The 12,567-nt window shown below is 73.3% G+C and carries 13 protein-coding genes; all 13 read left to right on the top strand.

The genetic code is table 11. From position 1 onward, the window contains the following. Positions 1 to 6 precede the first annotated feature (6 nt). Complete coding sequence (locus tag AB0G13_RS10230) at positions 7 to 672, top strand: GGDEF domain-containing protein (protein WP_357871878.1); 666 nt, start codon at positions 7 to 9, stop codon at positions 670 to 672. Next, entirely contained in the window at positions 669 to 1,163 is a 495-nt protein-coding gene (locus tag AB0G13_RS10225; protein WP_357871734.1) for a hypothetical protein, read from the top strand. The genes AB0G13_RS10230 and AB0G13_RS10225 overlap by 4 nt, the downstream gene beginning before the upstream one ends. Beyond that, positions 1,163 to 1,654: a hypothetical protein gene (locus tag AB0G13_RS10220; protein ID WP_357871731.1), complete on the top strand. Its 492-nt coding sequence runs from the start codon at positions 1,163 to 1,165 to the stop codon at positions 1,652 to 1,654. The genes AB0G13_RS10225 and AB0G13_RS10220 overlap by 1 nt, the downstream gene beginning before the upstream one ends. Continuing rightward, positions 1,651 to 2,028, top strand: a complete 378-nt coding sequence (locus tag AB0G13_RS10215) for an RRQRL motif-containing zinc-binding protein (RefSeq protein ID WP_357871728.1) — start codon at positions 1,651 to 1,653, stop codon at positions 2,026 to 2,028. The genes AB0G13_RS10220 and AB0G13_RS10215 overlap by 4 nt, the downstream gene beginning before the upstream one ends. Beyond that, the gene (locus AB0G13_RS10210) at positions 2,025 to 3,386 is read left to right on the top strand and encodes a hypothetical protein (protein ID WP_357871725.1); all 1,362 of its coding nucleotides are present in this window, start codon (positions 2,025 to 2,027) and stop codon (positions 3,384 to 3,386) included. Before AB0G13_RS10215 ends, AB0G13_RS10210 begins: the two co-directional genes overlap by 4 nt. A gap of 106 nt (positions 3,387 to 3,492) precedes the next feature. Next, entirely contained in the window at positions 3,493 to 5,163 is a 1,671-nt protein-coding gene (locus AB0G13_RS10205; RefSeq protein ID WP_357871722.1) for a hypothetical protein, read from the top strand. 98 nt (positions 5,164 to 5,261) lie between these two features. Beyond that, on the top strand, positions 5,262 to 7,484 hold the full coding sequence (locus AB0G13_RS10200) for a hypothetical protein (RefSeq protein ID WP_357871719.1): 2,223 nt from the start codon (positions 5,262 to 5,264) through the stop codon (positions 7,482 to 7,484). A gap of 119 nt (positions 7,485 to 7,603) precedes the next feature. Beyond that, a complete protein-coding gene (locus AB0G13_RS10195; RefSeq protein WP_357871715.1) occupies positions 7,604 to 8,260 on the top strand; it encodes a hypothetical protein in 657 nt (218 codons plus the stop codon). After that, positions 8,260 to 8,598 (top strand): hypothetical protein, encoded by a 339-nt coding sequence (locus AB0G13_RS10190; RefSeq protein ID WP_357871712.1) that lies wholly within the window; start codon positions 8,260 to 8,262, stop codon positions 8,596 to 8,598. The genes AB0G13_RS10195 and AB0G13_RS10190 overlap by 1 nt, the downstream gene beginning before the upstream one ends. 86 nt (positions 8,599 to 8,684) lie before the next feature. Further along, positions 8,685 to 9,116 carry a hypothetical protein gene (locus tag AB0G13_RS10185; protein WP_357871709.1) on the top strand — a complete coding sequence of 144 codons (432 nt, stop codon included), beginning with the start codon at positions 8,685 to 8,687 and terminating at the stop codon, positions 9,114 to 9,116. An 88-nt stretch (positions 9,117 to 9,204) separates the two neighbouring features. Further along, positions 9,205 to 9,945 carry a hypothetical protein gene (locus AB0G13_RS10180; RefSeq protein ID WP_357871706.1) on the top strand — a complete coding sequence of 247 codons (741 nt, stop codon included), beginning with the start codon at positions 9,205 to 9,207 and terminating at the stop codon, positions 9,943 to 9,945. A gap of 5 nt (positions 9,946 to 9,950) precedes the next feature. Beyond that, positions 9,951 to 10,205 (top strand): hypothetical protein, encoded by a 255-nt coding sequence (locus tag AB0G13_RS10175; RefSeq protein WP_357871875.1) that lies wholly within the window; start codon positions 9,951 to 9,953, stop codon positions 10,203 to 10,205. 508 nt (positions 10,206 to 10,713) lie between these two features. Next, the coding region (locus tag AB0G13_RS10170; RefSeq protein ID WP_357871703.1) for a hypothetical protein at positions 10,714 to 12,567 on the top strand (1,854 nt) is incomplete at its 3' end.

The raw sequence follows: 12,567 nt of genomic DNA, 5'->3' as shown, positions 1-12,567 counted from the left end.
TTGAAGATGTTGCTCCCGGCCGCCGCCGCGTTGTCGCTGGCGGGGCACGTGTGGGCCGCGCAGGTGGCCCGCGCCCAGCGGTCTCGGCTGGCGCAGGCCCGTCGGGACGCGACGACCGATCCGCTGACCGGCTGCGCCAACCGGACCGGCCTGACGCGGACGCTCGACGAGCTGGACGGCGAGCCCTACGACCTGGTCCTGGTGGACCTGGACAAGTTCAAGCCGGTCAACGACACCTGGGGCCACGCCGCTGGTGACCGGCTGTTGGTGGAGATCGCCCGCCGGCTGCGGGCGTCGCTGGAGGACGTCGAGGACGCCGTGGTGGCTCGCATCGGCGGCGACGAGTTCGTGCTCGTCGCGCCGTCGTCGGTGCCGCTGGCGCACTACCTGGGCGCGGAGGTCATCAGCGCCCTGCGGGAGCCGATCGAGGTCGCCGACGGTGTGCCGGTGTCGGTGACGGCCAGCGTCGGCGCGATCCACGCGACCGCTAACGAGGACCGCAACCGGGTGATGGCGGCGGCCGACGCCGCCGCGTACGAGGCCAAGCTGCGCGGCGGTGACGGCCTGGTCGAGCACAACCCTCTGAACGGGCTGCCGGAGGTGGAGCAGCGTCCGCTGCTGCGGCTGCGGGAGCTGGCCGCCCTGACGAACGCGCTGGGGGTGGCGGCATGACGGCCCTGATCAAGGCTCTGGACCTGGCCGCCGCGCTGGCCAGCTACCGGACCAGCCTGCGTAAGGCGTCGGACGTCGAGCTGGAGCACCGAGCGGCGTCGGTCGCGGCGCTGCCGGGCTGGTTCGCCGGCGAGCTGCGCCAGGCGATCAGCGACGAGCGTGAGTCCCGCCGGCTCGCGGACCGGCCGAAGCCGTCGCGGACGCCGAAGGTCGCTGCCGGTGCGGCGGCGGTCGCGGGAGTCCCGATCGCGGTGGTCGCGGGCCGGCTGCTGGCCGAGCACGCCGAGCAGGTGCCGCAGGTCCTGCTGTACTCCCCGGCTGTCGCGGTCGGCTTGGTCGGCGCGGTGGTTGGTGGCGGCCGGCTGGGGCGGTGGCTCGACGAGCGCCGTCACGGCTTGGCCGTGGACGTCGACGAGGCCGACCTCAACCCTCTCGGTCGGGAGCTGCTCGCGCAGGTCCGGGCCCGTCGCGCGGTCGGTGGTGAGAGCTGATGCCGACCCTTCGGATTCCGACGCTGGCGGGTGTCAGCATCCGCGCGACCGGCCGGTCGAACATCAGCAGCGACCGGCGCGGCACGGTGGTGTCGTACACCGGCCGTCTGATTCTCAACGGCCGTGAGGTGCTCTCGCCGGAGCAGGTGCGCGCCGATTGGGCCGCGCGGGGCGAGACGGCCCTGCGGGAGGCGGACCGCACCGAGCACAGCGACCCTGCTGGGCACGCCTGGGCCAAGGGCGTGTGCGCGGCCTACGCGACGGCGGTGCAGATCCTCGACTCCTGGTTCGAGCAGTTCGGGCCGGCGGGGCTGCCGCTGAGCGACATCGTCGCGGGCATCAAGGTGGCTCGGTCGGCGGTGTTCGAGCAGGCGCCAGCCGACGTCGATGACCTGGGGCGGCTGACCATCTCGGCGGCCACGTCGACGCTGCTCACGCTGGCCGAGAACCTGGCCGTGACGGCCTCCTACGAGTGGGAGGTATCGCGGTGAGCCGGATCCGTGCCGCGTTCTACGACCCGGAGGGCACCCGCTACGGCATCCCCACCTACTGGTGGCGGGGTGCGCCGGCCGGCTACGCCACGGCGCGCCAGCTGCGGGCGCAGGGCCTGCGCCCGGGCGGCCAGCCGGTCGCGGCGCAGGTGATGTGGCGCGGGGTGGGCGGCGACCGCGTCGCCTACCTCTACAAGGTCGACCAGGCGGCGAAGAAGCGCACGGCCACGACGGCGCAGCTCGCCGCGATCGACAAGGCGCTGACCGCCCGCCGCACCTGCCCGACCTGCCTGGTCCAGCAGCCCTACTACATCCCGCGCTCCCTCGGGGAGTGCCTGGACTGCGCCGAGCAGGCGATGGGGGCAGCTCGATGAAAGAGAAGCTGCGCGACGCGGCGACGGTAGGGCCGTGGATCGCCATGGCCGCCGCGGTGATTCTCACGGCCAAGGGTGAGTTCGACTTGGCGGTGCTGGCTCACTTCCACGCGTCCATCGCGTGGATGTTCCCGGTGATGCTCGACGTGTACGTGATCACCGCGTTCCACCGTCGCCGGTGGAAGGACATGGTCGTCGGCATGCTGCTGATGATCTTCTGCCAGGTCGCGGTGCACCTCCTGCCGGTCTTCATCGACACCGAGGCCGGCGAGGAGGTGCCGTGGGGTCTGGTGGTGGCGGTCGCGTGCATCGCGCCGATCGTGGTCGTCCGCGTCAAGATCCTGACCGGCCGCACCGGAAAGGAGATCGCGGCCGAGCAGGAGGCGGCGCAGCGGGCGGAAGAGCTTCGGGCAGCACGGGCGGAAACGGCCGCCGCGCGAGCGGCGCAGGCGGAAGCCGAGGCGAAGGCGCGGGCGGAAACGGCGCGGGCCGATGCGGAAACCGCCGCTCGTGCCGAGGCGGAAACCCGGGCGGCCGATGCGGAAACGCGGGCGCGCTCGGAGGCGGAAACGCGGGCGGAAATCCAGGCGGCGACGCAGGCGGAAATCGCCGAGCACGAGCAGGCCGCCGCCGAGGCTCGTGAGGCGGTGCGGGTGGCCGAGCAGCGGGCCGCCGCCGCGATCGAGGCGGCGCGGGTGGCTGAGGGCCGGCTGGCCGAGGCCCGCGACACCGCAGACCGCGCCGCTACCGCTCGGGCCCTGACCGAGCAGGCCACCGCCGAGCAGGTGCGGGTGCTCACCGAGGCTGCTGAGCAGGCCGAACGCGACTACCAGCACGCCCTGGCGGAGGCCCGCTACACCGGCCAGGCCGCCCAGGACCGTGTCGCCGAGCTGGACGAGACGGTGCGGGCGTTGCGGGCGCAGCTCGACCAGGCGCACCGCTTCGCCGAGAGCCAGGCGGTCGCGCGGGCTCGCGCCGAACAGGAGAGCCAGGCGATCACCGAGGCCCGCGAGGGTCTCGTCAACGAGCTGGAGCGCACCCGCCGGGCCCTCGCCAGGGCGCAGGAGAAAGCGGAAACCAGTGGGGGGCGGCAGCCGGAAATCGTGCGGTCCACCGCCCGGAAATCTCTGGCCGCTGTGCCAGCGCAGTTGCCGGCCAACCTGCCCGAGGTGGAAACGGTGAAGCCGGAAAAGGTGGCGGCCGTGCTGCTGGCCCGGGCGGAAAACCCGGACGCGAAGCAGGCCGAGCTGGCGGTGATCACCGGGATTTCCGACCGCACGATCCGCAAGGTCCTCAACGCCGTGCCGGCGGAAATCGTCGACCAGGTCCTCGAACTCACCAGCGGTCGCGTCGCGTGACCGGGGGCCGACCCGGTCTTCGGGTCGGGTCGGCCCGTGCAGCGCCTCATAACAGCTCATAACCGTGGGGCGTGAGCAGCCAAAACGCTTGATGGGAGGTAACGCGATGCAGACGGAGACGATGGCCGTGGCCCCGACGATCGAGGGTGAGGCGACCGAGACGGCGATGCCGGCTCCGGACCTGTCGGTGCTGACCGAGCAGCAGCCGCCGGTGGAACAGGGCAAGGACGACAAGGTCAAGCCGCAGGAGCTGACGGAGACGTCGCCGGCGTCGGTGGGCCTGGTGGTGGCGCTGGTGGTGGTGTCGATCGTCGCCGCCGTGGTGGTGGCGATGTGGATGGTGTCGCCGCTGATGGCGCTGCTGCTGGGCACCGGGCTGATCGTGGTCGCGGTGCTGGCCGGCGCCGGCTGGCTGGCCTGGCGCAAGTACACCCGCCGGAGCAAGACCGGCAAGGACCGCTCGGGCAGGGACGGCGCCGGACGGGGCGACCGGCCCGGCAAGTCGCCCAACGGCCGGGGTAAGGGGGACGGCTGGTGGCCGTTTGGCCGCAGCAAGACCCCTGGTGGGGGCGGCAAAACCCCTGGTGGGGGCGGCAAAACCCCTGGTGGGGGCGGTAAGGCCCCGGGCGGTAAGACCCCGGGCGGGAAGGCCCCGGGCGGGAAGGCCCCCAAGGGCGGGACGGCCCCCGGCGGCGGTGGGAAGCCGGCTGGCGCCAAGTCCGGGAGTTGGTGGCCGTTCGGCCGTGACAAGACCCCGGGCGGAGGCGGCAAGACCCCTGGTGCCGGGAAGACCCCGGGCGGGAAGGCCCCCAAGGGCGGGACGACCCCCGGCGGCGGTGGAAAGCCGACCAGCGACGGCGGGAAGAAGGCCGGCGACAAGACGGGACGGTGGCCGTTCGGCCGCACCAAGACTCCTGGCGACACCAGGACCCCTGGCGGTGGCGGCAAGCCTCCGGCCAGCGGAAAGGCCCCCAACGGCGGCGCGAAGCCGCGCAGCGACGGCGGCACGAAGCCGCGCAGCGACGCGGGACGCAAGGCCAAGACGGCGGGCGGAGCGGCGCTGCTGGGCCTGCTCGGGCTGGCCCGAGGCGCGAAGAACAAGAGCAAGACCACGGACGACAAGGCGGCGGAGAGCGACAAGCCGGCCGACAAAGCCGAGCCGGCGGCGGCGACGGCTCAGGCGCGGCCGGCGCCGGGTGGGCATCGGCCGGAGACGGTGATCGACGTCGACCTGGACGACATCACCGTGCCGGGCGGCCGGTCGAGCAGCTCGTCGAGCGGCCCGACGGCGTCTGCTCACCGCTCGGCGCCGCGTACCGATCCGTTCTTTGACCCCGGTCCTACCGCTGGCAGCGAGTGGATGGACCGGCCTGCACCGATGCCGCTGCACAGCACCGCGCACCACCAGACCCCTGTAACCAACCACCTTGGAGGACCAGAAATGAGCACCACGACCAGCGGAGACATCGACCAAGACGCGATGCGGGTGGCGAACCGCTACGCCGGGCTGATCGAGAAGGCGCAGACGCTGCAGGAGCGGGGACGGGCCTGCCGCGACGCCGCTGACCAGTACCGCCGTGACGCCCGCGCCAACCAGGAGTCGGCCGAGAACCACAAGATGGCCGCCCGCACGATCCGCGACGCCAACGTCGCCCACGAGCACGCCGTGGCGGCGCGTGACGCGGAGGCGGAGGCGGCGCGGGAGATCCTCGCGGCCCGCTACTACGAGGAGCAGGCCGAGGAGTACGAGGCGCAGGCCCGCGCCATCGGTTTCTGACCGATTCACCGCGGGGGCCGCGCCGCACCTGGTGCGGCCCCCACCCCCCCTCCGGAACCCACAGGACCAGGCAAGACGGCAAGCGAAGGAGCAGCGTCGTGACGAAGCGGCGAGCAGCGGTAGGCATCGAGTGGAAGACGTTCTGGGCCGTGGTCGCGCCGTTCTTGTCGGCGGTGTGGGTGGCGGTGTGGCTGGTCACCGGCGCGCAGGTGTGGATCGCGGGGCTGGCCACGGCGCTGCTGGCGGCGGCAGCCGCGTTCGGCGCGAAGACGTTGGTGCGGATCAGCCCGATGTTCAGCCGCCTCAGCTCGGCGTCGAAGGCGAGGGTTGTGGGCTGGCTGGTGGCGGCGGTGACCGTCTACGCCGCCTGGTCGACCCTGGCGGTGTCGGTGCCGGAGATGTGGCCGGTGTGGGCCCTGGTCCTGCCGGCGCTGGGCGGCATCACGTGGGTGATGGCGCGGGCGCACGAGTACCTGCTGCGGTACGCGCCGCCGCCGGCCGCCCCGGCGCAGGTGGCGCTGACTGCGACCGCACAGGGTCACCTCGCGGTGAGCGCCGAGGACCTGGCGGGGCCGCGTGAGGGTGAGCCGCACCTGGCGTGGCTGCTGCGCCTGGCGGTGCGCCGCGCCGGGCTGGAGTGGCTGCGCGTGTCCAACCCGCAGATGGTCGGCCCGACCGATGCGCCGTTCGGAGCGAAGATCGAGGCGTGGGCGCCCATCGAGCTGCGCCGTGTGATCAACGGCAAGGTCCGCGTCGAGCAGGCCCCGCGACTGGACGACCACGACGCCCGGCGCATCGCCCTGGCCCTGCGCGACATCACCCGCCGCGACATCGCCCCTGACTGGGTGTCCATCAGCGAGGACCCCGGCCGCGTCGGCGTCTACACGATCCAGGCCAACACCGAAGACGTCATGAAGCGGATCCGCCCCTACCGAGAGCGCGTCGACGAGCTGGTCGACGCTGCCGGCCGGCCGATCTGGCGGCGCCTCGCCGAGCCCTCGTACGCGCTGTGGGGCATGGACGGCATGCCCATCGGCGTCGACGTCGCCCGCCACGCCTGGATCCTCGGCGCGTCGACCGGCGGCAAGAGCGCCTACATCCACCGCGAGTGGGCCGACGTGACCCGCTGCGAGGACGCCCTGATCTGGGTAGCCGGCACCCGCAAGCTCTACGACCTGGTCGGACAGTGGCTGGAGCCCTACCTCGGCACCGATGTGCGCCCGCCGCTGGACTGGGTCCGCGCCGACGCCGAGGGCGTGCTGCAGATGCTCATCGCCGCGATGGAGATCGCCCGCTGGCGCCAGGACCAGCCCTTCTCCGCTCGCCACGGCTTCAAGCGGATTCTGATCTACATCGATGAGGCGTCGTTTGCCCTGAACACCAAGGCCAAGGTGCGCTACGACGGGGCCGAGGTCACCGCCGGCGACATGTACGCCGAGTGCACCAAGGCCGTCGCCTCCGCCGGGATCTACCTGATCGCGGCCACCCAGCGCGGGGTGCACCACCAGTTCGGCGACGCCGGCGGCGACGCCAGCGCCAACATCGGCCGCGAGATCGTGCTGATGTCCGGTGACGAGCAGGAGGCCGGCCGGGTCACCGGCAACTACAAGCTGCCCCCGCTGCGCCACCGCGGCGAGTGCTACGCCCGCCTCGGCGACGGCGACCCGGTCCGCGCGAAGATCGAGTACGTCCAGACCTGCGACCCCAGCAAGCCGGTCCTGCACGACGGTCCGAAGGTCGACGAGATTTCGTGGAATCGCCGCTTCCACCAGCGTGAGCTGGACGCCGGATCGGCGCAGGCCGCCGGCCCGATCTACGCCAGCCGGCACCAGCTCGTCACCGACGACTACCTGGCCGACCTGCGCAGCGCCCGCGCCCGCAGCAAGAAGGCGCAGGCCAGCACCCCGGAGCGTGACGCCGCCCAGGCCATGTCCTCGGCCGTCGCCTCGATCTTCAGCAAGCTCGGCGGCAAGCCCCTCGCGCCGGCCGCCCCCGCGCCGGCCGCCAGCGAGGCCCCGGCCGCCGAGCCGGTGGAGCCGACGCCGCTGGCCGGGTACCGGACCCGCGCCGACCGGGTCGAGGCGGCGGTGCGCCTGATCTGGCGCACCAAGAGCAAGGCGGCCACGCCGAAGGACATCCTCGCCGTGCTGGTGGAGGGCGGCGACGACACCGCGACCCCGCAGTTGGTGTCCAACGCGCTGACGCAGCTGGGCCAGCAGGGGCGGGTCGTGCGGCCGTCGAACCCGGACGGGCGGCCGGTGACGGGGCAGTACCTGCCGCCCGAGGCCGCCACCACCGCCGTCACGGCCAGTAACGCATAACTCCTCATAACCGTGGGGCCCCTCCCCCCAGCGAGGGGCCCCTATGCAGGGGCCGACCCCCCTCCCTCACGCCTGTTATGAGCCCGCCTGTTAGGTCACCGTCCGTATAGGAGAGCCCCATGTCCCGGGTCGCCGAACTGGAGTCCGAGATCCGCCGCCTGACGCGCCAGCGCGACGCGCAGCCGCCGGACACCCTCTACGCGCTGACCCACCAGCAGCGCATCGACGTGCTGTCGGTCGAGTTGATCGCGTGGCAGCTCGACGCCGCTCGGATGCGCGCCGCCGAGGACGCCATCCGAGCCGCCGGCCGCCGCCGCCACCGCGCCCAGACCGGCCGCCGCCGCTGGCCGGCCGTCGCCGGCGCGAGCGGTCTGCTCGGCGGCGTGGCCACCGCCGGGCACCTCGCCGCCGACGCCGGCGGCCCGCCCCTGATCGGCGGGGTGCTGCTCACCGCGGCGGCGGCGGCGCTGGCGCTGACCGCCGCGGAGCGTGCCCACGACGCCCGCGAGGCTGCCGCCGCCGAGGCGGACATGCACGCCGCCCAGCACCAGTACGCCGCTGTCGTGGCCAGCCACGCCCGCGCGATCACCCCGGTCCGCCCTCTTGCCATCCACCACCAGGAGACGTCATGCGCCAGCCCGCAGCTCCCGGCAACGAGCCGGTCCACCGCCATCAGCACGACTCCGGCCTCTGGCCCCGCCGCTGCTGCGACCGCTGGCCGCCCGCCAACCGCGTCACGACCGTCGGCACCGTCCTCGCCGACCGCCGCCGCCTGATGCACACCGCCAGCTACACCGCCTGGCTCCTGCTCGCCCTGGCCGCCGTCGTCGCCGTGCACGCGCTGCTGCTGCCGGCCACCACCGCCTGGGCCGGCGCCCACGGCATCTGGGGCTGGGCGCTGTGGACGGGCTGGGCCGCCGGATCCCTCGCCGCCGTGGGCCAGGGCGTGCTCGCCCGCCGCCGCTCCCGCACCGCCCTGTACGTGCTGCACGCCGCCGCCGCAGCCGCCGTGCTGATGGGCATCGCCGCCCCCGGCGGATGGACCCAGGCGCTCACCGCGACCGCCGGCACCGCCGGCGCGTGGCTGGCCGCCATGCTCGCCGCCCGCCGCTGACCACCGTCCGCTCGAACCCACCGAAAGGAGAACCGCCGCCCACCCTTTTCCGCCCGCCCGTCGATAGCACTCGCTGAGGAGGATTCATGACCACCACGACCACCGCCGCGCCGACCACCACCCCGGTGCGGCTGTACCTGAGCGACAACGACCCCGAGGCCCCCCGCATCGTCGCGCGGGTCGTGACCGGCTGGCCGGTCGCGCCCGGCCTGGCCGTCAACGTCACCGTCGACGACGACGGACAGCGCCTCGACGGCCGCTACAGCCTGACCCACCTGCCCAGCGGCCAGGCCATCGCCCAGAAGCTGTGCGCCCGCCACGTCGACCAGGCCGCCGTCGCCGCGATCGCCACCGGCGTCGACTGGACCGACGACGCCGAGCAGATCGTCGCCGACGAGCGCACCGTCTCGCTGCGCCCCGGCCTCGCGGTCTGGGACTGGTGCGGCTACGACGACGCCTGCCGACCCGAGGCGTACCCGCGCCCCGACTCCCCCACCTACAACCCGACCAGCCGATAACGCCGCGCGGGCGGCCCCCCTGCCTACCAAGCCCGGGGCCGCCCGCCACCCCACCCAGCCCGCATCGAGCCAGAGGAGCACCCTCATCGTGCCTGATCCCGGAGACCCGACCTACCTCGGCATCGCGTACGCCAGCACCTACGAGCCGCGCGGCCCACATGGCCCGCGTCGCCACTTCTGCATCCCGACCGCCGGTGCCTTCGCGGTGCTGGTCGAGATTTCCACCAGCCTCGCCAACAGCACCTCTCGCTGCACCGGCTGCGGCACCACCGACGCGGACTTCAGCGAGCTGGAGATCCTCGCCCGTGCCGGCGCGCACGCCTCCGCCTGCGGCCGGGGCACCGCCACCGCCGCTCTGGACGCCGAGATCGCCACCGTGCGCGCCGAGATGTTGCGCGTCGACCCCAAGGCCGCCGGCTACCTCCAGATGGCCGGGGTGCTGCTCGGCGCCGGCCTGGCCGTGCTCGGCGGCGCCGGAGCCGTCGGCCGCCTGCCCACCGCCGCCCTGTGGGCCGGCGCGGGAACCGCCGCGGTGGTGCTGGCCGCCGTGGTGCTGCTGCTGACGGTCTCCTGGCCCCGTCTCGGCGGTGACTTCGGGTTTCCCGTCTACGCCGACTGCGACGGCGCCCAGGACGTGCTCGCCCGCCTCGTCACCGGCGACGCCGAGCAGGTCGCGCAGATGACTCCGCTGGCCCGCGCCCGCGAGCTGTGGTGGCGCTCCCGCACCCTGCGCGCCAGGTATCGGGCCATCTCCCGCGCGGTGCCGCTGCTGCTGGCCGGGTACGCCGGTGCCACCGTTACCGCCGCCCTGGCGATCTGGGCCCGGTGAGCACCATGACCGGCCGCCCGTTCGAGCTGCTCGTGCTCGGCACCACCGACGAGTACCGCCTTGACGTCGTCACCGACCCCGAGCCCGACACCCCGCAGTTCGTCACCTTCTTCACCGCCGTCGACCTCGACGCCGCGTGCCGCCAGGCGCAGCGGCTGCTCGACGCGGTCGACGGCCCGGCCGACCGCTACGGCGAGCTGTACGCCCACGACGGCGATGGCACCGCCGTCTACTGCGACACCATTCACCGGCCCGAGTGACCATTCAAAGGACCCGAATGGGCGGCCCAATTGACCGGGCCGCCCATTCGGCTGCATGTATTCAAATTTCCTTGGTTACAAATGCCGCCCGGCTCGTGACGGTATGTCCAGATTTTCCCGGGGAATCCACACAGGATACTCGGGGACGCCTGGTTTCGGTGCGTGTTGGGCCCCCTGCACGGCTGGCCGTCGCCGTAAGATCCACGGGTTATAACCCCGATCTGATCTTGAGAGGGAGCGCCCGCGCTCAACCCCTAACTGCAGACAGCAAGAGAGCCCCACACCCTCCTTTTTGCTTGGCGGCGAGGAGAGGGTCTGAGGCTCCAACAAGCTCGGAGGACACCATAGCACCCACCTCCGGGCTGGGTGCACTCTTGTCTCTCGACACCTTTTCTGCGTGTCGCGGCAACGCCTTTGCGCGCCCAGTCCCCTCGCATGTCTCTGCCGCCCTTGCGGCAGATCACCTTGGCTCAGGGCGTACCCCTGATCGGCCTGCAGCGGTGCCGCGATGATCACGGCACCGAACTTGACCACGCTGTCGGCCGACCGGGTGGCCGCGACCGGGCACTGCCCAGTCTGCGCCGCCGTCGGTCGGGCGGTGCTGGCCGCTCCCGGCCGCGACCGCTGCACGGTGCACCTGGCCCGGCCCGCTCTGTTGGTGGAGACGACCCGCACCGGGCAGGCCCGACTGGTCGCTCCGGCGGGTGCTCGCCGACGGCCGGTGTATCCGACCGGTGTGCAGACGCCGTGCGTGTCCTGTGCCAGTGCGGGCCGGGACACGCAGGGCCTGCCCCGTGACGGTGACGGGTCGGAACCGCTGTGTATTCCGTGCTGGCGCAGCCGCACGGAGCGGGAGCAGCGCCGCCAGGCAGTCGAGCTGCGCGCCGGGGTACTCGACGACGTCGACGACGTCATGGAGGGCTGTGCGGCGTGTGGTGAGTGGGAGCCGTCGCCGGCGTGCTGGCTGTGTGGCTACTCGTGGCTGGCGGCCATCCGCGAGGAGGTCGCCCTAGAGCAGGAGACCGAGCAGGCCACCGCAGCGGCCGTCGTCCATGCGGAGCGGGTCGCGGTGGAGGTCCGCTTCGGCCAGCTCGCCGAGATCACCGAGGCTGAGCAGCGGGTGGCGGAGCTGACCGCGTGGGTGGAGCGGCTGCGGGAGGTCATCGAGGCGTTCGCCGCCGGCCGTCGCCGTGGCCGTGCGGTGGTGCACCTGGCCGATCTGCTGGCCCGCCAGGCGTCGGCGAAGGCGTCGAAGCGTGGTCGCCCGTCGGTGCTGGCCCGCGTCGCCGGCGTGCTGGCCGTGGACGCCAACGCCCGGATCACCCGGCCGGGTCGGCTGCGTACCGCCGAGCTGGCCGACTGCCAGCCGCGCACCGTCACCGGCTGCTGGGCCCGCGCGGAGGCCCTGGAGTGGATGGAGCGCACCGCTCAGGGCCGCCGCCTGTCGATGGAGGAGCGGACCCGGCTGGGCCGCACGTACGACCGGGCGGAATTTGACCTGGCGCCCCTGGGCGGCCGGGAGCGTGCCGTCGCGCGGGAGCCGTACCTGCCGGTGGCGCTGCTGGTGATCGAGGGGCTACTCGCGCACGCCGTGGCGCTGCTGGAGGCCGCCCAGGACGACGTTGACGCGCTGCACGCCCGCACCGGCGCGGTGATGGACATGCAGGCGATGGCCCGGCGTGCCCAGCTTCGCCAGGCCGTGGCGACCGCCCGGGACACCGCCATCGAGGGCGCCGAGGACCTCGCCCGGCACGCGCTGAATATCTGCCACCCCCGCGCAGCGTCTACAGGTATGAGTGTTTACTCCTGGCTCGTGGTTCGGGGTTCCCAACCTCCGACGATCACTCACCCTCAGTCGGTGGGGCCGAGTCGGCGGGAGAATGGCGCTTCGCGCTCACCAACGAAGGGGGTGCCACGATCCGTACGGCGTCCTAGGCCGATCGAGAGGGCTTGTGCACCGTCACGAGCACCGCGCCGTCCAGATTGGATGCAGTGGGGCGCGTACGACCTGGCACGAGCCGCACAGCGGGCCTGGCCGTGGCTGGAGAACGTGCCCCTGCCTCGGGTGGCAGCCACGCTCGGGTCCCGGCTCGGTCCGGGCTGGACGATGCCGGTGCTGCTCGACTGGATCGAGCGCAGCCGTGGCGGCCGTGAGCTGCTCGACGCGCCGAAGCAGCCGCTGGGCTACCTGCGGTCGCTGCTCGACGAGTCGCTGACCGGCAACGTCGAGCCGCCGCACCCGGCCCGCCGCTACGACGAGCACCGCGCCCAGGTCGCCGCCGCGCGGCGGCGCGACGTCGTCGACCAGGCCGCCGCGGCGGCCGCCGCCCGCGACGCCGCCCGCGCCGAGTGGGACAGCCGC

Source organism: Micromonospora sp. NPDC023633, from assembly GCF_040640035.1.
Classification (GTDB): domain Bacteria; phylum Actinomycetota; class Actinomycetes; order Mycobacteriales; family Micromonosporaceae; genus Micromonospora.
The sequence above is the reverse complement of the archived record's forward strand: the minus strand, read 5'-3'. Positions and strand labels throughout refer to the sequence as shown.